A 21,550-nucleotide genomic window follows, 5' to 3' on the forward strand; every position below is an offset into this window, starting at 1 on the left:
AGCCGATGTATACTTGACGGTGAGTGTAGACACAGCCGCAGATGCTGGCAAGGTTTCATCAAAGTAAACTTCTCGGTAAGTGTATGGTGGACGGTCACGACTCGCCGCGGCGCCTCCGGGGCCGGCCTGATCAGCAGCGTGCCGGATCGATGTCCGTCCGTCGCTCCTGCCGTGGGCCTCAGGCCAGGCGCTCGACGATCATCGCCATGCCCTGGCCGCCGCCGACGCACATGGTCTCCAGGCCGATGGTGGCGTCGCGGCTCGCCAGGCCGTTGAGGAGTGTCGTGGTGATCCGCGCGCCGGTCATCCCGAAGGGGTGGCCGATGGCGATCGCGCCCCCGTGCACGTTCACCTTGGCGAGGTCTGCGCCGAGTTCGTCGACGCTGGCCAGGACCTGGGAGGCGAACGCCTCGTTGATCTCGAACAGGTCGATGTCCCCCAGGGACATCCCGGCCCTGTTCAGGGCGTCGCGCGTCGCCTCGACCGGCCCCAGGCCCATGATCTCCGGCGAGACCCCGGAGATCCCGGTCGCCACGATCCTCGCCAGAGGGGTCAGACCGAGTTCCCCGGCCCGGACGTCGCTCATGATCACCAGTGCCGCCGCGCCGTCGTTCAGGGGGCAGGCGTTCCCCGCGGTCACCGTGCCCTTCTTCCGGAACACGGGCTCCAGCCGGGCCAGACCCTCCAGGGTGGTGCCGCGCCGGGGGCCGTCGTCGCGCGAGACCACGGTCCCGTCAGGCAGCGTCACCGGGGTGATCTCACGGCCCCAGAACCCGGCGTCGAGCGCCGCTTCCGCCAGGTTCTGCGAGCGCGCGGCGTAACGGTCCTGGTCCTCCCGGGAGACGGCGTAGCGGGTGGCGACGTTCTCGGCCGTCTGGCCCATCGCGATGTAGATGTCGGGGACCTGGCCGTCGGTCCGGGGGTCGGACCAGGCCGTGTTGGCCACGGCCTGGTCGGCGGTCCGGCGTTGAGCCTGGTCGTACCGGGGGTTGTGGACGGTGGTGTCCGAGTCGGGCGGATTCGGGCCGAGCCGGGAGACGGTCTCGACGCCGACGGAGAGGAAGACGTCCCCCTCGCCGGCCCGGATGGCGTGCATCGCCATCCGGGTGGTCTGGAGGGATGAGGAGCAGAAGCGGTTCACGGTGACGCCGGGCAGCTTGTCGAGTCCGAGCCCGACGGCCACGACGCGGCCCAGATTGAACCCCTGTTCCCCGCCGGGCAGCCCGCAACCCAGGATCAGGTCGTCGACCGTGGCGGGGTCGAGGCCGGGAACGCGGTCGAGCGCCGCCCGCGCCACCTGGACGGCGAGTTCGTCCGGGCGGATGGTGGTCAGGCTTCCTTTGTACGCCCTGCCGATGGGCGAGCGGGCGGCACTGACGATGACAGCCTCAGGCAAGATGACTCCTAGGAAACTATATGTTCAGTATACAAATTGGGCCGAGCCTGGGCCATGCCGCGTTCCTGGGATGTATGGATTCCGGGTGAACGTGCCGGGCGGGGTTGCGCGGACTCGGTATACTGACCGTACCGATTACAGGAGGCGGTGTGGAACTCGAGGTGCTCGTCGACGGTCTCGGATACGTGGAGTCGCCGCGCTGGCACGACGGCCGGCTCTGGCTGTCCGACTTCGACCAGGGGGAGGTGCTGACCGTCACCGGCGAACGGGTGACCGGCCGCCTGCCGGTCCCCGGCACCCCGTCGGGGCTGGCCTTCACCCGTCAGGGAGCGCTGGTGGCGTCGATGCGGACCGGGCGGGTACTGGGCCTGGGCCCGGAAGGCGTGACCAGGACCTGGGCCGACCTGAGCGGGGTGGCGGTCGGGCTGCTCAACGACATGACGGCCGACCGGCACGGCAATCTGTTCGTCGGTTGCTTCGGCTACGACCTGGCGGCCGGGGAGCGTCCCCGGCCGGGCCCGCTGCTCCGGGTCGCTCCAACGGGAGAGGTGTCGGTGGCCTGCCCCGACGTCACCTTCGCCAACGGGATGGCGGTTACCGGGCGGGACGAACTGCTTGTCGCCGAGACCCCCCGGCGGATCATCACCCGGTTTCGGATCGCCCCCGACGGAACGCTGCACGACCGCGCGGTCCACGCGGAGCTCGGGTCGCACCAGGCCGACGGCCTTTGCCTTGACGCCGCGGGTGGCGTCTGGTTCGGTTCTCCGTTCGCGGGCGAGTTCGTCCGGATCGACGCCCGGGGCCGGATCACCCACACCGTGCCGACCACCGGCCGCTGGGCGGTGGCCTGCGTGCTGGGCGGCCCGGACGGTGACACCTTCTTCGGCCTCACGGCGGAGACCGACCTGCGGCGATACCACCTCGGCCAGTCCCTCGGGCGCGTCGAGCGCGCCACGGCCCCCTACCCGCGGGCCACGGAGGTGAGCGATGGACTTCGACTGGACTCCTGAGCAACGGCGCCTGGCGGCCGAGGCGGCGAAGGTCGCCGCAGACGCCGTCACCCGGTTCGGCGCCCACTCCGACGCCTGGATGACGGGATACTCTCGCGAGTTCTCCAGGGAGCTGGCCGTACGCGGCTGGATCGGCATGGGCTGGCCCGAGGAGCACGGCGGTGGCGGACGCCCGCCGCTCGACCGGTTCATCGTGAGCGAGGCGATGCTGACCGCGGGGGCGCCCATCGCGGCGAGCTGGTTCGCCGATCGCCAGATCGGCCCCTCGCTCATCGCTTTCGGCAGCCAGGAGCAGCGCCGTCGCTTCCTGCCGGGCATCCTCGCCGGGGAGTCGACCTGGTGCATCGGCATGAGCGAACCCGGCGCGGGCAGCGACGTCGCGTCCCTGCGCACCCGCGCCCGCAGATCCGGGCGCGGCTGGGTGGTGGACGGCCAGAAGATCTGGACCAGCTTCGCCGCCACCGCGGACTTCTGTTACCTGATCTGCCGCACCGGGGACGGAACGGGACACCAGGGCATCAGCGAGTTGATCGTGCCGATGGACACCCCCGGCATCACCGTGCGGCCCATCCTCGACATGGCGGGCGGACGGCACTTCTGTGAGGTCTTCTTCGACGAGGCCGAGGTCCCGGCCGAGAACCTCGTCGGCGTCGAGGGCGCCGCCTTCGGGCAGACCATGAGGCAGCTGGAACACGAGCGCGGCGGCGTCGACCGGCTGCTGTCCAACCGCCTGCTGTACGACACCGCCCTGCCCCACGCCGACCTCTCCAAGGCTGAGGTCCGGCAGGAGATCGCCCGGCTGGAGACCGGCTACCGCGTCGGCCGCCTCATGGTGCTCAGGGAGACCGCGCGGCAGGGCCCGGCGGGTTTCTCCGCCGTCACCAAGGCGTTCTGCACCGAGCACGAGCAACGGGTGGCCGCCTTCGCGTCGCGCACCCTGGGGCTTCCCGCCCTGGCCTGGGACGGCCTCGGCCGCGCCCTGGCCTACGCGCCCAGCTACACGATCATGGGCGGCACCGGCGAGGTGCTGCGCAACATCGTCGCCGAACGCATGCTCGGACTGCCAAGGGAAAGCAAGGTGTACGGATCGTTTGGTATACTTGGTGGGTGAACAACGACACCCTTCCGGACACCGAACGCATCCTCGTGGTCGGGGGTGGCACCATGGGTGCCGGAATCGCGCAGGCGTTCCTCGAGAACGGCTTCGCGGTCTGCCTGACGGAGATCGACGACACCGCGGCCCTCGCCGCCCGGGAGAGGGTCCTCGCCGGGCTGGAGAGACGGGCGGCCAGAAACGAACTCCCCGCCGCGGTGGCAGAGCTCGCCCGCCGGCTCGACGTCGGCGCCGGCCTCCCGGCGCGTACGGACATCACGTTCGCCATCGAGTCGGTGCCCGAAGACGAGGACCTGAAGGCCGGCGTGTTGAACCGACTGGCCCTGGCCTACCCGGCCGCTGTCATCGCCACCAACACCAGCGCCCTGTCCATCGACGCGCTCGCCCGGCGCCTGCCGGACGCGGAGCGTTTCGTCGGGCTGCACTTCTTCAACCCGGTCCCCCGGTCGGCGCTGGTGGAGATCGTACGCGGAGAGCGCACCGCCAGCCGGGTCACGGCCGCCTGCCATGACCTCGTTCGGCGGATCGGCAAGGAGTCGATCGAGGTCAGGGACTCGCCGGGGTTCGCCACCAGCCGGCTGGGCATCGCCATCGGCCTGGAGGCGATCCGCATGCTGGAGGAAGGCGTGGCCTCGGCGGAGGACATCGACGCCGGCATGGTGAAGGGCTACCGCTTCCCCATCGGGCCGCTGGCCCTCAGCGACCTGGTGGGCCTGGACGTTCGGCTGGCCATCGCCGAGCACCTGCACGCGGAGCTCGGCGACCGGTTCCGGCCCCCGGACCTGCTCCGCCGCCTCGTGGGGGCGGGCCGTCTGGGCGTCAAGTCGGGCCACGGCTTCTACGAGTGGGACGCCCGCGGCAGGATCCGGCGCGCGGCCGACATCAGCGTTTGATCAAGGAGTCAGCATGTCCGTTCCGCTACCCGACCTGACCGGACGGGTCGCCGTCGTCACCGGCGCCAGCCGGGGCATCGGCCGGTCCATCGCCACCACGCTCGCCGGGCACGGGGCCACCGTGGTCCTCGCCGCCCGGACGAAGGACTCGGGGTCGGGCGCGTTCGAAGGCGGGATCGCCGACGCCGCGGCCGAGATCGAGGCGGCCGGTGGGCGGGCGCTGCCCCTGGTCACCGATCTCACGGACGCGGCGGGCCGGGAACGGCTGGTGTCCACCACGGTCGCCGAGTTCGGCCGCCTGGACATCCTGGTCAACAATGCCGCCGTCACCTTCTTCGGCGCGATCGACGAGATGCCGATGAAGCGATACGACCTGATGTTCGAGGTGCAGGTCAAAGCGGCATACCACCTGATGCATCTGGCGATCCCCCACATGAAGGAACAGGGAGAGGGCTGGATCCTGAACATCTCCTCCATCGCCTCCGAGCATCCCGGGGTGCCACCGCGGACCTGGACCGACGAGTTGCCCGGCACCGTCTACGGGATGTGCAAGGCGGCCCTGGAGCGGGCCAGCACCGGGGCCGCGGCCGAACTCTTCCGGCACAACATCGCGGTCAACTCCCTGGCGCCCAACCGGGTCGTGCCCACCCCGGGCACGGTCTTCCACGGGCTCGTCGACAGTAGAGGTGAGGACGTGGAGGATCCGGGTCTGATGCCGGCCGCGGCGCTGTTGCTCTGCTCGGGCCCGCCGCGGGAGCTGACCGGCCGCACCGCCCGGTCAGCCGATCTGCTGGCCGAACTCGGCGCGCTCCCGGCGTCCAGATGAGCGGACGGACCCGGGGCGCGAGCCGGGACGGGGCACCGGTCAAGACGTCCAACCGCAAGCCGGCCGACGAGCGCCGCGCGGAGATCCTCCGCTGCGCGACCCGGCTGTTCGCCGCCCACGGCTTCGACACCACGACGATGGACGACGTGGCCAGCGCGGCGAAGATCACCAAGCGGACCCTCTACCGCTACATGAGCACCAAGGACGAGCTGCTCTTCGAGATCCACGACAGCTTCGCCGGATACTCCTCGGTGCTCGCCGGGCTCCCGCCGGGCTCCGACGACCCGGTCGCCGAGCTGACCGAGCTGATCCGGCTGCACGTCGCGATGGTCGCCGACCACACCACCGAGATCGGGGTCTTCTTCGAGGAGCGCAAGCACCTCACCGGCCCGCACGCCCGCCGCATCGAGGAGCGCCGCGACGCCTACGAGAGGCGGGCCGTCGCCATCATCGAGCGGGGGGTGAGCGCAGGCGTCTTCCACGCGCTGCCGTGCCGCGCGGTCGCGCAGGCGATCCTCGGTGCGATGACCGAGATGTACCGTTGGTACTCCCCCGGCGGCACGATGGGCGTCGACCAGCTCGCCGCCGCGCACACCCGCCTCTTCCTGTACGGCGCCGCCGCCGACCGCGACGTCGGCGGGTTCCCGTGCGACCGGCCCCCGGCCCGGCCGGTCGCCCCCGAGTCGCTCGGCGCCAGGGAACGGGTCCGGCGCGCGGCGACCACCAGCTTCGCCGGCCGGGGATTCCACGCGACGTCGATGCGTGACCTGGCCGAGGTCGCCAACGTCACCAAGGGCGCGGTGATGTACCACGCCGGTTACAAGAACGACCTGCTCGAAGAGATCATCGCCGCCGCCTTCCACGGCGGGATCGAGGTCCTGGCCTCCGCGTCCCGGCCGGGGGACCGGGCGATCACCTCGACCCACCGCCTGGTCTGCGCACACCTGGGGTTCCTCAGCACCCACCTCGACGCGATCGCCGTGGTCAACGACAACATGCGGTACCTGGACGGCGAGGCCTTCGCGCGGATCGACCGGCTCCGCGACCAGTGGCTGGGCCACTTCTCCGACCTGCTCCACAAGAGCATGGCCGAGGGCGAGCTGGCCGCCTTCGACATCGGCTTCCTCACCCGGACTCTCGTCGGCATGCTGAACTCGGCGGCGCGCTGGTACCGGCCCGACGGCCCGCTGCCCCCCGGACAGCTCGCCGCCATCTTCTCCCGGCTGTTCTTCTCCGGCATCTCGACCGGGCCGCCTCCCGCGCTCACACGGTGAGCTCCAGGAGGCGGCTGATGCGCTCCCGGTGCAGGGCCGGATCCCCCCACAGCAACTCGCTGGACTTGGCCCTCTTGAAGTAGAGGTGGGCGGGGTGCTCCCAGGTGAACCCGATCCCGCCGTGGATCTGGATGTTGTCGGCCGCCGCCCGGAAGAACGCCTCCGAGCAGGTGACCTTGGCCATCGCGGCGGCGAGCGGCAGCCCCTCGGCGTCGGCGTCGGCCGACCACAGGGCGAAGGCCGACGCGGCCCTGGCCGCCTCGATCAGGATGAGCAGGTCGGCGCACTTGTGCTTGATCGCCTGGAAGGAGCCGATCGGGCGGCCGAACTGGAAGCGGTTCTTGGCGTACTCGACGGCCATGTCCAGGCAGCGTTGCGCCCCGCCGACCTGCTCGGCCGACAGGGCGGCCAGGGCCACGTGGTGGGCCCGGTCCAGCGCCTTCGCCGCGTCGCCGCCGATCGGCGTGGCGGGGGCGCCGCCGAACTCCAGCGTCGCGAACCTGCGGGTCTGGTCCATGGTCGAGTGCGGGTGGCGGCTCAGGCCGGGGGTGTCCGCCTCCACGGCCAGCAGCAGCAGTTCGCCGCCGCTTCTGGCCGCCACCAGGACGAGGTCGGCGGTGTGCCCGTCGGGTACGAAGGTCTTGACCCCCGTGACCAGGTAACGGCCGCCGCACGCCGGCACCGCCTCGGTGGTGATGGCCGCCGGGTCCCAGGCGCCTCGCCCCTCGGTCACCGCGACGGTGGCGGTCACCTCACCGGCGACGATGCCCGGCAACCAGGCGGCGGCCGCCTCGCCGTCGGCCGAGAGCAGGACCGTCGTCGCGAGCACCGAGGTGGACAGGAACGGCAGGCAGGCCAGGTGGGCGCCCAGTTCCTCCATCACCACGCCCAGCTCGGTGGCGCCCAGGCCGAGACCACCGTACTCCTCCGGCACCAGGAGGCCCTGGAGCCCGAGCTGGTCCGCGAGGTCCTTCCACTGCGCCCGGTCGTACCCCCCGGCGCTGTCCATCAGCTCGCGCACCACGCTCTCCGGCGAGTGCGCCGCGAGGTACTTGCGCAACACCCCGCGCAGTTCGAGTTGCTCGTCGGTGTACGTGAAGTCCACGGTGGGGCTCATCCTTTCGAACGGGGACGCGCGGCACGCCGCTCCCGGTACCACGGTTGGGTCGTCGACCACACCTGGCGGCCAAGCTCCAGCTCCAGGCTCCCGGAGTGATCCAGGCCGCGGGTGTCGCTCAGGGTGGACTTGATCAGCCTGGACAGGTCACCCGGCACCCGGGCCGCGCGGGCGGCCAGCCGGTGGGCCGCGGCCGGCACCTCGTCGTCCTCGACACACGCCCAGGCCAGGCCGATGCGCGCCGCGGTCGCGCCGTCGACCCGCTGGTCGAACAGCAACATCGCGGTCGCCGCCGCCGGTCCTGCGGCCTCGCGCAGCAGCCAGGACACCCCGCCTCCCGGGTGCAGCCCGATGGCGGCGAACCTGGCGTCGAAGAGCGCCGACCGCCCGGCCACGCGCAGGTCGCAGGCGAGCGCCAGGTTGAGCCCGGCGCCGACTGCAGGTCCGGCGACGGCGGCGACCGTCGGCAGCGGGGTGGCCCGGACCCGGAGGAAGGCGGCGTAGATGCGCCGCAGCACCTTCTCGTCCGCGCCGTCGAGCTCCCCGAGGTCGGCTCCGGCGCAGAAAGCGGCGCCCTCGGCGGCGACCACCAGAGCGCCCACGTCCGCGCGTGTCTCGGCGTGGTCGACGGCGGCCACGATGTCGTCGACGAAGCCGGGCGTCAGGGCGTTGCGGCGGCCCGGCGCCGCCAGGATCAGGGTCGCGACCCGGTCGGCGACGCGGACGCGCACCTCTCCGAAACGGTGGTCGTCCATGTTCAGGTCCACTGCTTCATGAGGAGGGCCAGCTCCTCGCCGGGGTCGTCGGGGATGATGAACCCGCCGGTGTCACGGGCCTCGTCCCAGTGGTCGCGAACGGTCTCCACGGTGAGGTCGCGCGACAGGAAACCGTGGGTGAGACCGACGAAGTACCGGGCGACCCGGCCCGCACCGGCCGAGATGACCTCGCCCGTGGTAGGGCAGCTCTCGTGCGCGAGCCACGCCACGACCGGGGCCACTCGGGAGGGTTCCAGCGCCTCGGCCGCCTGCGGGGTCAGGATCGACTCGGTCATCCGGGTCCGCGCCGCGGGCGCGACGGCGTTGACCTGGATCCCCCGGCGTGCCCCCTCCTGCGCCAGGACCCGGGTGAGGCCCACGATCCCCATCTTCGCGGCGCCGTAGTTCGACTGCCCGAAGTTCCCGATCAGCCCCGAGTTCGACGAGGTGTTCACGACCCGCCCGTACGACGCGGCCCGCATGTGCGGCCAGGCGTGCCGGGTGACGTAGAACGTGCCCCGCAGGTGCACGTCGAGGACCGCGTCGATCTCCTCCACCGACATGTTGTGGAAGGCCTTGTCGCGCAGGATCCCCGCGTTGTTGATCAGGATGTCGATCCGGCCGAACGTCTCGACGGCCCGCGCGACCATGGCCGCCGCGTCGCCGGGCGAGGCGACCGAACCGGTGTCGGCCACGGCAGATCCGCCCAGGTCGAGGATCTCCTGGACGACCCGCTGCGCGGCTCCCCCGCTCGCGCCCTGGCCACCGACGTCGCCCCCCAGATCGTTCACCACGACGTGCGCTCCGCGCGCGGCCAGCAGCAGCGCGTACTCCCGGCCGAGCCCGCCGCCCGCGCCGGTGACGAGGGCGACGCGGCCCTCGAAGCCGAGTTCTGACATGACGTGCCCGCTCACTTTCCGATGAACTTCGGGAGGCGCTTCTCGGCGAAGGCGACGAGCCCCTCGGCGGCGTCGTGGGAGGTCAGGTTGTAGCGGGCGGCCCGCTCCAGCTCCAGCCGCATCTGCGCCGCGACGCCGAGCCCGGTCTCGATGCTCTCGTTGATCACGAACTTGGCGTTGGCGACCGCGAGGGGACTCATCCGGGCCGCCAGCTCGGCGAACTCAAGACCGGCGGCGAGCAGCCCGTCGTCCGGGACCACCCGGTTGACGATGTTCCACTCCAGCGCCTCGGCGGCCGGGAGGATCCGCCCGGAGAAGATCAGTTCCCGGGCCCGCTGGGCGCCGATCGCCCGGGGGATCAGGGACAGCGCGCCGCCGCCGCCCATCTGCCCGTACCGCAGGTGGGCGTCCCCGATCCGGGCCGACTCGGCCGCGTAGGCGAAGTCCGAGCAGACGATGATCTCCAGGCCCCCGGCGACCGCGACTCCGTTGACCAGCGAGACGACGGGCTTTCTGTGCATGCGGATGGCGAGGAAGGTCTGGTGCGCCTCCTCCAGGAAGTGCGACCAGCCGACCGGGTCCTTCTGCATCGCGATGTACTTCTTGAGGTTTCCCCCGGCGGAGAAGGCGGTCCCGGCGCCGGTGATGAGGATGGCGCGCACGCTCTCGTCGGCGTCGCACTCCGCCAGCAGCTCACGCAGCCGCAGCAGCATGGGCAGATCCAGCGGATTCAGCTCGTCGGGCCGGTTCAGCGTGAGCAGCGCCGCGAACGCGCCCGACTCGCCGACGGGGTGCATGCTGATCAGCACGGCGTCCTCGGCGGCGGTCTCCGGTCTCGAAGTCACTGGCTTCCTCACTCTCAGCTTCTCGGGATGTCACGCCAGGGCACGTCCTTGTCGGCCCTCGGGTCGCCGGGGAGACCGAGGACCCGCTCGGCGAGCACGTTCTTCATGACCTCGCTGGTGCCGCCCTCGATGGAGTTCGCGCGGCTGCGCAGGAACGCCTTCTGCGGGGTGGAGTACTCCATGGCCAGGACGGGACGCACCTTGTCGTACGACTCGTACAGCAGGCCCTCCGCTCCCATCAGGGTCACCAGCTCGGAGTAGACGTCCTTGTTCAGGTCCGCCGCGATGATCTTCGAGATGGAGCCCTCGGGGCCGGGGGTGTCCCCCGTACGGAGCTGGCTCAGCCTGATGTTGGCCAGGCGCAGCACCTCGGCCCGGACCCAGAGATCGGCGACGGCGCCGGTGTGCAGGCGGGCGGTGGCGGGGTCGGTCCTGGCGAGCTCGCGGTACCGCTCGACGAGCCGGGCGATCGGGCCCGAGCCACGCGGCGGGATCACGCCGCCGATCGAGACGCGCTCGTTCATCAGGGTGGTGAGCACGACCTTCCAACCGTCGCCCACCCGGCCCAGCCGCGCCGCGTCGGGGATGCGGACCCCGTCCAGGAACACCTCGTTGAACTCGGCCTCTCCGGTGAGCTGGTACAGCGGGCGCACCTCCACCCCGGGCGCCGACATGTCCAGGAGGAACGCGGTCAGCCCCTGGTGTTTGACCGCGTCCGGGTCGGTACGGGCGATGAGCAGACCCCACGACGACCGGTGGGCCATGGTGGTCCACACCTTCTGGCCGTCGGCCACCCACTCCGCGCCGTCGCGACGGGCCCGGGCCGCCAGGCCGGCCACGTCGCTGCCCGCGCCGGGTTCGCTGAAGAGCTGGCACCAGATTTCCTCGCCGGTGAACAACGGGCGCAGGTGGCGGCGTTTCTGCTCCTCGGTGCCCCACACGACCAGGGTGGGCGCGCACATGCCGTGGCCGATGGGGTTGATCTCGAAGGCGTCCGGACCCCCGGCCTCCTTGATCACATGGTTGACCGCCGCCTGCAGCCGGACGTCGGCGCCGAGTCCGCCGTGACCGGGGGGATGGTTGATCCAGGCCAGGCCGCGGTCGAACTGGGCGGCCAGGAAGTCCCGTACCGGGGTCCGGGCGGGCGGCAGGTCGGCGACCAGGGCGCGAGCCAGCGAACGGGCCTCGTCCTCGTCGATGCGCGGTTGGCTCATCTGACTTCCTCACGGGTGCTCACGAGGGCGACCGGGACCATGAAGTCCCCGCCCGGCAGTGGCCGCATGGCGATGTCCACTCGGGTCCCGGGAGCGACGTCGCCGTCGGTGCCGACGACCCGGGTCACGATTCTGGGCCCGCCGACGCCCCCGACCTCGACGATCACCACCGTGTAGGGGGTGGGGTAGAGCGGGACGGCGGGGTGCCGCATCACCGTGCCGCTGTAGACCACGCCCCACAGCGGCGCGGCCTCCGGCTGGAGCGGGACCGCGCAGGCCCGGCACATCTCCAGGGGCGGGTGCTGCCAGGCGCGGCAGCGGGGGCAGCGCGCCAGGATCAGCCGGCCGCCGCGGGCGCCGTCCCAGAACGGGCCGGTCAGGGCGTCGGGGACCGGCTGGAAGGCGCTCAGGTCGCTCATCGGGCCGCCTCGAGCAGGAGCGCTCCGCCGTAGGGGCCGCCGCCTGCGGTCACCACGGCTGTGCTCGCGCCGTCGACCTGGCGCTCGCCGGCCTGCCCGCGCAGTTGCGCGACGGCCTCGTAATGGTGGTTGAAACCATGGATGTATCCCTCGGAGAGAAGCCCGCCGTGGGGGTTCACCACGACGTCGCCGCCGTAGCCGGCCCGGCCGTCACGGAAGTAGTCGCCCCCTTCGCCGGGCTTGTAGAAACCCAGCCCTTCGAGCGAGACCAGCAGGGTGTAGGTGAAACAGTCGTAGACGCAGGCGACGTCGACGTCGGCGGGCCGCAGTCCGAAACGGTTCCAGAACCGGTCCGCGATCTTGGCGGTGTACATCTCGGTGAAGTCGGGCCAGTTGTTCCACGACCCGCCGGAGTTCCAGGTGAACTCCCCGCCCCTGATGAGCACGGCCGGCTGGGCGAGGTCCCGGGCCCGTTCCGGTGTGGTGACGACCAGAGCGCAGGCACCGTCCACCTCCAGCGAGCAGTCGTAGACCCGCAGCGGGTCGGAGACCATCCGCGAGCCGAGGTAGGCCTCCAGGGTGAGCGGGTCCCGCATGACCGCGTGCGGATTACGCCCCGCGTGGGCGCGCAGGGTGATGGCCAGGGCGCCGAGATCCTCCGGCGTGGTGCCGTACCGCGCCTGGTGCCGCCGGGCCCACATCGCGAACCACTGCGGCGGAACGGCGTAGCCGGAGGCGAAGTCGAAGACCTGGTCCGGGTGGTTGAGCAGGCTCGCCATGCCGGACCCCTGGCTGTAACGCAGTCCAGAACGGCCGCACAGGGAACGGTAGACGAGGGCGTACCTGCACACGCCCGAACTGACGGCCATGGCCGCCGCGTGCACTGAGGTGAAGGAACCCGTGCCGCCCGCGTAGACGTCGAGGTTCCAGGTCAGCTCACCGGCGCCGATCGCGTAGGGCACCTGCCCGAACGTGGCGCTGTCGTTCATGCTGTACGACGCCACCCCGTCGATGTCGGCGACGTCGAGCCCGGCGTCGGCGACGGCGGCCCGGCTCGCCTCGGCGGCCAGCGAGAGCGGCGACCGGGGACCGGCCGGGTCCCTCGTATAGGCCGTTCTGCCGATCCCCACCACCGCCGCGATGGCCTGGCCGCCATCAGACATTGCCCCCACCTGCTTCCCGTTGCGCACTAAACGCTTAGTATACACACGCACCATGCCTCTGACATCACCCCGGTTCCAGGAGGCCCTCGATCCAATGCACCCCAAGCGAAGACCGTTTGAAGATTTTGACATTCAGCCTCTGACCGGTCAGTATACATAGCGGTGAGCGAGCGCTCGACCAAACGCCGAGGGGAGTCGCACGGTGAGCAAGGCGGCAGGAGCACCTGACAGGAGTGGAGGGCCGGATCACGAGTTCATCATCATCGGGGCCGGGATCTGCGGCTTGTACGCCCTTCACCGCCTCCTGGAGATGGGGCGCGACGTCATCGCGCTCGAAGCGCACCCCGGGCTGGGAGGTACCTGGTACAAGAACCGCTACCCCGGTTGCCGGTTCGATTCCGAGAGTTACACCTATGGGTACTCCTTCTCCCCGGAACTCCTCCAGGAGTGGGACTGGAGCGAGCACTTCGCCGCCCAGCCGGAGACGCTGCGTTACCTGAACCACGTCGCCGACCGGTTCGACCTGCGCCCGCACATCCGTTTCGACAGCGTGGTCCGGTCAGCCGTCTTCGACGACGGCGCCGGCGGGTGGACCCTCGAACTCGCCGACGGCCGGCGACTCACCTGCCGTTTCCTCATGACGGCCCTCGGCCTGCTGTCCGCCCCGGTGAAACCGCGCATCCCCGGGATCGAGCGGTTCCAGGGCACCTCGTTCCACACCTACGACTGGCCCGAGGGCCTCGACCTCACCGGGAAACGGGTGGGGGTCATCGGTACCGGGTCGACCGGCGTACAGATCATCGCCGAGCTGGCGGGGCAGGTCGCCGAACTCGACGTCTTCCAGCTCAAGCCGAACTGGTGCGCCCCGCTGAACAACAGCCCCATCACCCGTGAGGAGATGGCGCACATCAAGGCCGGCTACGACGAGATCTTCGCCCGGTGCGCGGAGACCCCCGGCGGGTTCATCCACGGCCCCGACCGCCGACCCTTCCACGAGGTGTCGCGGGAGGAGCGGCTCGCGCTGTGGGAGAAGTTGTACGCCTCCCCCGGCTTCGGAATCTGGCTGGGCAACTTCCGCGACATCCTCCTCGACGAGGACGCCAACCGGGAGTTCTCCGACTTCATCGCCGACAAGATTCGCAAACGGGTGCACGACCCGGTCACCGCGGAGAAACTGATCCCCAAGGACCACGGTTTCGGCGTGCACCGGGTTCCCCTGGAATCCGGCTACTACGAGGCCTACAACCACGATTCCGTGCGTCTGGTCGATCTGGAGGAGACGCCGATCGTCGAGATCAACGAGACCGGCGTCGCCACCTCGGCAGGCCAGTTCGACCTCGATGTGATCGTGTACGCCACCGGCTTCGACGCGATCACCGGGTCGTACGACCGCATCGACTTCCGCGGCCGCGACGGGGTGCGGCTCCGCGACAAGTGGGCCGACGGCCCGACGACCTATCTCGGCGCGCTCGTCTCGGGGTTTCCCAACCTCGTCATGCTCGGCGGGCCCCATTCCGCCTCGGTCGCGACCAATTTCCCGCGCGCCATCGAGACCTCCGTCGACTGGGCCGCCCACCTGTTCGCCCACGTCATGGCCCTCGGTTACGTCCGGATCGACTGCGATCCCGACGCGGAGACGGAGTGGACCCGGCACATCCAGGATCTCTACCAGCGGCAGTTGCTGCGCAAGGCCAAGTCCTGGTTCACCGGGTACAACCCGAACATCCCCGGCCAGGACCGCACGCGCTACCTCATCTACACCGGCGGGGCGCCCCGGTACAGACGCGAACTGGACGAGGTGGCCGCAGACGGCTACCGGGGGCTGGTGTTCAGCTCGCCCGATGAGGTCCCCCATCTCACCTCGTCAGAGGGCGTGACCTCCTGAGCGCCACGCCGCCCCCGGGGAAGGAGACCAACGAATGAGAGGCGTGAAGCATGACTGACACGATCCTGGTGGACCGGCCGCGGCCCGGGGTCGCCGTGGTGACCATGAACCGTCCGGAGAGCCTGAACTCCCTGAACAACGAGCTGTTCGTGGCGCTCGCGGACCGGCTCGGGGAGCTGGACCGCGACCGCGAGGTGAAGGTGATCGTGCTCACCGGGGCGGGCCGGGGGTTCTGCGCCGGGCACGACCTGACGGAAGTGCAGGCCACCCGGAGTCTGTCCATCGGCGAGCGGCTCATCGGCATCGACGACGAGGTGCGCTGCCTGCTGCTGGTCCACTCACTGACCACACCGACGATCGCGGCGGTCAACGGCCCGGCCCGGGGTGGCGGCATGTCGATCGCCGTCGCCTGCGACATGCGGGTCGCCAGCACCGCCGCCACGTTCGGCGTGGCCTTCGTCAACATCGGGATCTCCTCCGGCGACGCCGGGCTTTCCTGGACCCTGCCCCGGCTGGTGGGCTCGGGTGTGGCGGCGGAGCTGATGCTGACCGGCCGGGTGGTGGACGCCGAGGAGGCCCTGCGGCTGGGGCTGGTCAACCGGGTCGCGCCCGCCGGCGAACTGCTCGCCACGGCGCTCGACCTCGCCGAGCAGATCGCCGCCCACGACATGCTGGCGATCTGGATGACCAAACGGGCCCTGAACGCCTCCGGCGGCATCAGCCTGGAGGACGCGGTGCGGTTGGAGAACACGGCCCAGATCATCGCCATGGACTCCGAGACCGCCCAGGCCAAGATCGCCGAGTTCTTCGCGCGCCGCGACTCCGGGTCGCCACCCGCGCCCGCGAAGTGAGTGCGTGGCCCTGATCCCCGGCACCCGCTTGGCCGTGGCCATGGAGGCACCGTCGGACGGAGCCTCCACCTCCGGACCTTGACCCTGCCCTCAGCGCGGGACCCGCTCCAGCAGGGTGCCGGTGCCCAGGCCGCCGCCGGTGCACATGGCCACGAGCGCGCGGCGGGCCCCGGTGCGGACGAGGTCGTGGACCGCGGTCGTGACCAGGCGGGCGCCGGTGGCTCCGACGGGGTGGCCCAGGGCGATGGCGCCCCCGTTGCGGTTGACCCGGGCCGGGTCGACGTCGTACTCCCGCAACCAGGCCAGTACCACGCTCGCGAACGCCTCGTTGACCTCGAACAGGTCGATGTCGTCCAGGGAGAGACCTGCGACATCCAGCAGGGCGCGGGTGACCGGGATCGGGCCGGTGAGCCGCAGCGTGGGGTCGACGCCGACGATCGCCTGCCCGGTGATCCGCGCGAGCGGCCGCAGTCCGCGGGCCCGCGCGGCGGCGGCGCTCATGACCACGACCGCGGCGGCGCCGTCGGTGATCGGGGAGGAACTCGCCGCGGTGTGGAAGCCGTCGTCGCGGAAGGCCGGCCTGAGCGCGCGCAGCGCGTCGAGGCCGCTGTCGCGGACCGGCTCGTCGGCCGTCACCCGGACACCGCCCGCCACGACGACCGGGGCGATCTCCGCGTCGAAGGCGCCGGCCGCCCGCGCCCGCAGCGCCCGCTGGTGGGAGTTCCAGGCGAACTCGTCGCACTCGGCCCGGCTGATGCCCCACTTCTCGGCGATCATCTCGGCGGACTCCCCCGCCGACACGACCGGGTACCGCTCGCGGTACCGGTCCGTGAGGGGATCGCCCATGCCCGCTTCCCGGTCGCTGCCCAGCGGCACCCGGGACATCGACTCGACTCCGGAGGCCAGGACGACGTCGGCGGTGCCCGCCGCGATCGACGAGGCGGCCATGTTGACCGCCTGCTGGCTCGACCCGCACTGCGCGTCCAGGGTCACGGCCGGGACCTCGACCGGCATGCCCCCGGTCAGCACGGCGATCCGGCCGATGTTGTACGCCTGTTCGCCGACCTTCGTCACCGCGCCGGTGAGCACCAGGTCGACGTCCGCGGAGGTGAGGCCGGCGCTCTCCAGGGCGGCGGCGTGCACACCGGCCAGGAGTTCGGCCGGATGGACGGTGGACAGCCCGCCCCGCCGTCGGCCGAACGGCGTCCTCCTGGCCGAGACGATGACCGCTTCCCGATCGTCCATGTCGTATCCCTCCACCGATCGAACTCACTGACAGCATAGTATACTGACCGTTCCGAATATTTGATGGCATGGCGGCCCGCCGGAGGCACCGTGAAGTTCGACCTCATGCTGGATCCCACCCCGACCACGGTCGGCGACTCGTGTACCGCGGCCCGCGACGACGGCTTCGACGGCGGCTGGGTGATCGAGACGAGGCACGACCCGTTTCTCCTGCTGAACACGGCCGCCACCCGGCGTACCGGGCTCCAGCTCGGCACCGCCGTGGCCGTCGGGTTCGCCCGCAGCCCGATGATCCTCGCCCAGCTGGCCAACGACCTGCAGATCGCCACCGAGGGCCGGTTCGTGCTCGGCCTGGGGACCCAGGTCAAACCGCACATCGAGCGGCGTTTCTCCATGCCGTGGGGCCGCCCCGCGCCCCAGATGCGCGAGATGCTCGTCGCGATCCACGCCATCTTCGACGCCTGGGAGACCGGCTCGCGGCTCGACCACAAGGGCGAGTACTACACCCACACGCTGATGACGGACGCCTTCTCCCCCGGCCCCAGCCCGTACGGGCGTCCACCGATCTACCTCGGCGCGCTCGGCCCGGCGATGACCGAACTGGCCGGGCAACTCGCCGACGGCCTGGTCGTGCACCGGTTCATGTCCGAGCGGTTCCTGCGCGAGGTGACCCTCCCCCGGCTGCGGCGCGGCCTGGCCGGCCGGGCCCGTCCCCTCGAGCGGCCCTTCCAGGTCGTCTACCCGCCGTTCGCCGCCACCTGCGACGATCCGGAGGGGTCACGACGGCAGCTCGACGCGATCCGGAGCCAGGTCGCCTTCTACGCCAGCACGCCGACCTACCGCCCGCTGCTCGACCTGCACGGCTGGGCGGACCTCGGCGACGAACTGCACGCCCTGTCCCGCGCGCAGGAGTGGCAGGAGATGTCCCGCCGGGTGCCCGACGAGGTCCTGGAGACCGTCGCCGTGGTCGCCCCGGCGGCCGATCTACGGGCCGATCTGGAGCGACGGTTCGGCGGTCTGATCGACCGATGCATCCTCTTCCCCGAGGAGAAGGCTCCGTCCACCGGCAATCCCCCACGAGAGGCGGACCGATGACCACCGACACCGAACGACTCAAGACCTTCGTCGGCCTGATGAACTCCGGCAGGTTCGACACCGCGCGCGAGATGGTCGCGGAGAACGTGCGGATCGAAGAGCCGGACGCGATCCCGTACGGCGGCACGTTCACCGGCCTGGCCGGCTTCGACGAGTTCCGCCGGATCTTCGCCGCGACCTGGCGCCGGTGGAGCGACGGTCCCATCTGGTACGCCGAGAACGAGGGCACCGTGGTCAAGCTCAACGTGATCACGGCGGTCAGCCGGGCCACCGGCCAGGAGTACACCACCCCGCTCGCCGAGTTCTTCACCTTCACCGACGGGAAGATCAGCCGGATCGTCATCTTCTACCAGGACGTGCCCGGCTTCCTGAAGGCCATCGGCTCATGACCGCCGCGCTTCTCGAGCGGGCCCGCGAGGCCAAGCACCGCTACGTCTGGGCCCTGGACGGACGGGACTGGGCTGGCTACCTGGCCACCCTGGCCGACGAACTGACGGTCGACTTCCGCAGCCTCGGCTACAAGTCCGTCATGACGCTGCGCGCCCACGACTGGATCGCCCAGGTACGCAAGGTGATGGACGGCTTGGACGCCTCGCACCACGCGGTGTCCAACCTGGTGGTCGACCAAGGGCCCGGCGGGCTGGCGGTGCGTTCGTACGTCACGGCCCAGCACGTGCTGCGCACCAAGGGTGAGCCGGACCGGCTCTATCTCCTCGCCGGGTGGTACGACGACCGGATGACCGAGGTCGACGGCGCCTTGAAACTCACCCAGATCGTGTTCAACCAGGTCTGGTCCCAGGGCGACCCAACCGTGATGACCGACGCCGTACGGCGCGGGAGGACCTCCTAGCAAGCCGCTTCCGGTCCGGGGCGCGGGCCCCGGACCGGAAGGCCGCTAGTCCAGCCGCAACGCCTGCACCGGGCAGACGTTCACGCCGAGTTCGGCGTCCTCCTCCTTGCCCGGCTCGACGGCCACCCCGTCGTCGCCCACCGCGCTGTATCCCGCGGGGTCGAGCGGGAACAGCGACTCGTCGACCATCGCGCACTGGCCATGGCCCTGGCAGACCTCGCGGTCAACCGATATCAACACCGCGGGCTCCTTCCCTACGCCGGGGAGACGGTCACCGGCATCCGCTTCACGGGCCGGAAGTAGCAGTCACGCCCGTAGGTCGGTTCGGCGTCGAGACGCACGTCGCTCGTGCGCCGCAGGAACTCCTCCAGGAGGATGCGGATCTCCAACCGCGCGACGAAGGCACCGAGGCAGAAGTGGTTCCCGAAGCCGAAGGTGAGGTGCGCGTTGGGGCTGCGCGTCAGGTCGAACGACATCGGGTTCTCGAACTCGTCGGGGTCGAAGTTGGCGGACCCGTACATCATGATCACGGCGTCCCCCTCCTTGATGGTCGAGCCGTGCAGCTCGATGTCCCGGGCCGCCGTGCGGCGCATGAACACCACCGGCGTGGACCAGCGCAGGATCTCCTCCACCGCAGGATCGGGGACACGGTCGAGGTGCCGGCGGAGGTAGGCCATCTGGTCGGGGTTGTGGATGAGCCCGTGCATGCCGTGCGACAGGGCGTTGCGGGTCGTCTCGTTGCCGGCGCCGATCAGCAGGAGCGTGAAGCCCATCAGCTCCTCGTTGGTCAGCCGGTCCCCGTCCACGGCCCTGGTGAGCTTGGACATGATGTCGTCGCCGGGGTCGTCCCTGCGCAGGTCGGCGAGGTGGAGGCCGTAGTTCCAGAGGCCGTGCACCGCCTCCATCTGGGCTTCGGGGGACGGGGAGTACTCCGGGTCCATCGGCGAGGCGATGGTGTTGGACCAGTCGAGAACCTTGTACCGGTCCTCCTCCGGGACGCCCATCAGGTTGCAGATCACCTGCATGGGCAGCTCGACGGCGACGTCGTGGACGAAGTCGAAGGACTTCTTCTCCAGCGCCTTGGTGACGATCTCGGCGGCCAGGTCGCGGAAGGAGTCCTCGAACGTCTTGATCGACCGGCGGGTGAACGCCTGACTCACCAGCAGGCGGTTCCGGTGGTGCTCGGGCCCGTCGAGGCTGGTCATGGCCGGTTTGCCGCCGCTCTTGAGGGTCGGGCCCGCCTTCTTCGGGCTGACACCCTTGTAGTTGAGGTAGTTCGCCGCGTCGCGGTTGATGTTCCTGACGTCGCTGTGCCGGGTGATGATCCAGCCGGACTCGATCATGCCGGGCTCGCGGTTGGACTGGAGGAAACACGGCGCGTTCTGCCGCAGGTAGGCGAACTGGTCGTGCGGCAGGCCGTTCTGGTAGATCTCCGGATTGAGGACGTCGATGTCGGTCAGCTTCATGGACCTTCTCCTTCGGGCACGTCAGGTGCGGTGTGCCGAGTCGCTCGGCTGAAGCGTGAAGTCGATGACTGTGCGGGCCACGGCCGCGCTGTCGAGGTTGTCCACCACGTCGTTGATCTTCGTGAGCGGGACGGTGTTCCCCACGAGTTCGTCCAGGAGAAGATCTCCGCGCCGGTACCGCTCGACGATGAAGGGCACCTCGCGTGCGACGTTGGTCGAGCCGCAGCGGCAGCCGATGATCGACTTCTGCTGGCTGACGAACGGCAGGTACATCGGCAGGTCCATGGTGGCGTTCAGCGGCGCCGCCCCCACCAGGCACACCCGCCCGCCCGGCCGCGTCAGGTCCAGGGCCTGCCGGACCGTCGACGGCAGGCCCACCACCTCGAACACCACGTCGGCGCCGCGTCCCCCGGTCAGCTCGCGGACCGACTCGAGCACCGCGGCCGGATCCGTCCCCCGGACCACGGCGGAGGCGCCGAACCGGCGGGCGAGCTCCAGCTTCTCCGGCATCAGGTCGACGGCGACGATGTGGGAGGCGCCGGCGATCCGCGCGCCCTGGACCACGTTGAGGCCCACGCCGCCGCAGCCGAGCACGGCCACCACGTCGCCCGGCCGGACGGCGGCGGTGTTGAGGGCGGCGCCGATGCCGGTGAGCACCCCGCACCCGATGAGGCACGCGCTGGTCATCGGAATGTCAGCGGGCAGCCGCACGACCGTGGCGGCGTCGACGACGACGACGGAGGAGAACGTGCCGACGCCGGCGAGCTGGGCCACCGGATCGCCGGCGCGGGTGAGCCGCGGCGGGGCCGACGGATCGGCGGTCGGCTTGGTCTCGCACAACTCGGGCTGCGACCGCACGCAGTAGAAGCACGAGCCGCACTGGGTCAGCCAGGTCAGGATCACCGGATCGCCCGGGGACAGCCCGGTCACGCCGGATCCGACCAGGTCGACCACACCGGCGCCCTCGTGGCCGAGCACGAGTGGCGGCGCGAAGGGGATGGCGCCGGTGAGGATCGACTGATCGGTGTGACAGACGCCGGTGGCGGCGAGTCGTACGCGCACCTCGTGCGCGAGCGGTGCGCGGACGGCCAGGTCGAGGAGTTCGAGCGGGCCGCCGGATTCGGTGAACACCGCCGCTTCGGCGATGACCGTCGAGGCCCCGGTGCCCGTACCAGCTCTGCTCATAGAGCACTTCTAGCATGTATACGATACGTTCGGTAGACTTCGGCGATC

Annotated in this window: 22 protein-coding genes; 10 read left to right on the top strand and 12 right to left on the bottom strand. The window is 70.7% G+C overall.

The genetic code is table 11. From position 1 onward, the window contains the following. Positions 1 to 178: 178 nt before the first annotated feature. Positions 179 to 1,396: an acetyl-CoA C-acetyltransferase gene (locus KIP79_RS08335; RefSeq protein WP_214104109.1), complete on the bottom strand. Its 1,218-nt coding sequence runs from the start codon at positions 1,394 to 1,396 to the stop codon at positions 179 to 181. Between the two features lie 149 nt (positions 1,397 to 1,545). Here KIP79_RS08335 and KIP79_RS08340 point away from each other — a divergent pair, with 149 nt between their 5' ends. From KIP79_RS08340 to KIP79_RS08360, 5 genes are read left to right on the top strand one after another with little or no spacing between them, the layout of a single operon-like run. Next, on the top strand, positions 1,546 to 2,406 hold the full coding sequence (locus tag KIP79_RS08340) for an SMP-30/gluconolactonase/LRE family protein (RefSeq protein ID WP_214104110.1): 861 nt from the start codon (positions 1,546 to 1,548) through the stop codon (positions 2,404 to 2,406). After that, entirely contained in the window at positions 2,384 to 3,517 is a 1,134-nt protein-coding gene (locus KIP79_RS08345) for an acyl-CoA dehydrogenase family protein (RefSeq protein ID WP_214104111.1), read from the top strand. The genes KIP79_RS08340 and KIP79_RS08345 overlap by 23 nt, the downstream gene beginning before the upstream one ends. Further along, the gene (locus KIP79_RS08350; RefSeq protein ID WP_308169621.1) at positions 3,514 to 4,413 is read left to right on the top strand and encodes a 3-hydroxyacyl-CoA dehydrogenase family protein; all 900 of its coding nucleotides are present in this window, start codon (positions 3,514 to 3,516) and stop codon (positions 4,411 to 4,413) included. The genes KIP79_RS08345 and KIP79_RS08350 overlap by 4 nt, the downstream gene beginning before the upstream one ends. 13 nt (positions 4,414 to 4,426) lie before the next feature. Further along, on the top strand, positions 4,427 to 5,239 hold the full coding sequence (locus tag KIP79_RS08355) for an SDR family NAD(P)-dependent oxidoreductase (protein ID WP_214104112.1): 813 nt from the start codon (positions 4,427 to 4,429) through the stop codon (positions 5,237 to 5,239). Beyond that, entirely contained in the window at positions 5,236 to 6,513 is a 1,278-nt protein-coding gene (locus KIP79_RS08360; protein ID WP_214104113.1) for a TetR-type transcription factor C-terminal domain-containing protein, read from the top strand. Before KIP79_RS08355 ends, KIP79_RS08360 begins: the two co-directional genes overlap by 4 nt. Here KIP79_RS08360 and KIP79_RS08365 read toward each other — a convergent pair. The 7 genes from KIP79_RS08365 to KIP79_RS08395 are packed head-to-tail and all read right to left on the bottom strand — an operon-like array spanning position 6,503 to position 12,925. Next, a complete protein-coding gene (locus KIP79_RS08365; protein ID WP_214104114.1) occupies positions 6,503 to 7,630 on the bottom strand; it encodes an acyl-CoA dehydrogenase family protein in 1,128 nt (375 codons plus the stop codon). The genes KIP79_RS08360 and KIP79_RS08365 overlap by 11 nt on opposite strands. Further along, positions 7,627 to 8,385 carry an enoyl-CoA hydratase-related protein gene (locus KIP79_RS08370; protein ID WP_214104115.1) on the bottom strand — a complete coding sequence of 253 codons (759 nt, stop codon included), beginning with the start codon at positions 8,383 to 8,385 and terminating at the stop codon, positions 7,627 to 7,629. The genes KIP79_RS08365 and KIP79_RS08370 overlap by 4 nt, the downstream gene beginning before the upstream one ends. A 2-nt stretch (positions 8,386 to 8,387) precedes the next feature. Continuing rightward, a complete protein-coding gene (locus KIP79_RS08375) occupies positions 8,388 to 9,299 on the bottom strand; it encodes an SDR family oxidoreductase (protein ID WP_308169622.1) in 912 nt (303 codons plus the stop codon). Continuing rightward, a complete protein-coding gene (locus KIP79_RS08380; RefSeq protein ID WP_214104116.1) occupies positions 9,296 to 10,129 on the bottom strand; it encodes an enoyl-CoA hydratase/isomerase family protein in 834 nt (277 codons plus the stop codon). The genes KIP79_RS08375 and KIP79_RS08380 overlap by 4 nt, the downstream gene beginning before the upstream one ends. A 14-nt stretch (positions 10,130 to 10,143) precedes the next feature. Beyond that, on the bottom strand, positions 10,144 to 11,343 hold the full coding sequence (locus KIP79_RS08385; RefSeq protein ID WP_214104117.1) for an acyl-CoA dehydrogenase family protein: 1,200 nt from the start codon (positions 11,341 to 11,343) through the stop codon (positions 10,144 to 10,146). After that, complete coding sequence (locus tag KIP79_RS08390) at positions 11,340 to 11,762, bottom strand: Zn-ribbon domain-containing OB-fold protein (protein ID WP_214104118.1); 423 nt, start codon at positions 11,760 to 11,762, stop codon at positions 11,340 to 11,342. The genes KIP79_RS08385 and KIP79_RS08390 overlap by 4 nt, the downstream gene beginning before the upstream one ends. Then, a complete protein-coding gene (locus tag KIP79_RS08395) occupies positions 11,759 to 12,925 on the bottom strand; it encodes a thiolase C-terminal domain-containing protein (RefSeq protein WP_214104119.1) in 1,167 nt (388 codons plus the stop codon). Before KIP79_RS08395 ends, KIP79_RS08390 begins: the two co-directional genes overlap by 4 nt. A gap of 202 nt (positions 12,926 to 13,127) precedes the next feature. Here KIP79_RS08395 and KIP79_RS08400 point away from each other — a divergent pair, with 202 nt between their 5' ends. Together KIP79_RS08400 and KIP79_RS08405 are read left to right on the top strand one after the other, a co-directional pair. Next, complete coding sequence (locus KIP79_RS08400; RefSeq protein ID WP_308169623.1) at positions 13,128 to 14,810, top strand: flavin-containing monooxygenase; 1,683 nt, start codon at positions 13,128 to 13,130, stop codon at positions 14,808 to 14,810. Between the two features lie 50 nt (positions 14,811 to 14,860). After that, entirely contained in the window at positions 14,861 to 15,661 is an 801-nt protein-coding gene (locus KIP79_RS08405; protein WP_214104121.1) for an enoyl-CoA hydratase/isomerase family protein, read from the top strand. A gap of 90 nt (positions 15,662 to 15,751) precedes the next feature. Here KIP79_RS08405 and KIP79_RS08410 read toward each other — a convergent pair whose 3' ends face one another. Beyond that, positions 15,752 to 16,906 carry a thiolase family protein gene (locus KIP79_RS08410; protein ID WP_214104122.1) on the bottom strand — a complete coding sequence of 385 codons (1,155 nt, stop codon included), beginning with the start codon at positions 16,904 to 16,906 and terminating at the stop codon, positions 15,752 to 15,754. A 90-nt stretch (positions 16,907 to 16,996) separates the two neighbouring features. On the opposite strand from KIP79_RS08410, the gene KIP79_RS08415 reads away from it, so the two are divergent. From KIP79_RS08415 to KIP79_RS08425, 3 genes are read left to right on the top strand one after another with little or no spacing between them, the layout of a single operon-like run. Beyond that, on the top strand, positions 16,997 to 18,001 hold the full coding sequence (locus KIP79_RS08415) for a TIGR03617 family F420-dependent LLM class oxidoreductase (RefSeq protein WP_214104123.1): 1,005 nt from the start codon (positions 16,997 to 16,999) through the stop codon (positions 17,999 to 18,001). After that, complete coding sequence (locus tag KIP79_RS08420; protein ID WP_214104124.1) at positions 17,998 to 18,390, top strand: nuclear transport factor 2 family protein; 393 nt, start codon at positions 17,998 to 18,000, stop codon at positions 18,388 to 18,390. Before KIP79_RS08415 ends, KIP79_RS08420 begins: the two co-directional genes overlap by 4 nt. Continuing rightward, a complete protein-coding gene (locus KIP79_RS08425; RefSeq protein ID WP_214104125.1) occupies positions 18,387 to 18,851 on the top strand; it encodes a nuclear transport factor 2 family protein in 465 nt (154 codons plus the stop codon). Before KIP79_RS08420 ends, KIP79_RS08425 begins: the two co-directional genes overlap by 4 nt. Before the next feature lie 45 nt (positions 18,852 to 18,896). Here KIP79_RS08425 and KIP79_RS08430 read toward each other — a convergent pair whose 3' ends face one another. From KIP79_RS08430 to KIP79_RS08440, 3 genes are read right to left on the bottom strand one after another with little or no spacing between them, the layout of a single operon-like run. Further along, positions 18,897 to 19,091: a ferredoxin gene (locus KIP79_RS08430; protein WP_214104126.1), complete on the bottom strand. Its 195-nt coding sequence runs from the start codon at positions 19,089 to 19,091 to the stop codon at positions 18,897 to 18,899. Between the two features lie 14 nt (positions 19,092 to 19,105). After that, positions 19,106 to 20,317, bottom strand: a complete 1,212-nt coding sequence (locus tag KIP79_RS08435) for a cytochrome P450 (RefSeq protein ID WP_214104127.1) — start codon at positions 20,315 to 20,317, stop codon at positions 19,106 to 19,108. A gap of 21 nt (positions 20,318 to 20,338) precedes the next feature. After that, the gene (locus KIP79_RS08440) at positions 20,339 to 21,502 is read right to left on the bottom strand and encodes a Zn-dependent alcohol dehydrogenase (RefSeq protein WP_214104128.1); all 1,164 of its coding nucleotides are present in this window, start codon (positions 21,500 to 21,502) and stop codon (positions 20,339 to 20,341) included. Positions 21,503 to 21,550: the final 48 nt, after the last annotated feature.

Source organism: Acrocarpospora catenulata (assembly GCF_018476525.1).
Lineage (GTDB): Bacteria > Actinomycetota > Actinomycetes > Streptosporangiales > Streptosporangiaceae > Acrocarpospora > Acrocarpospora catenulata.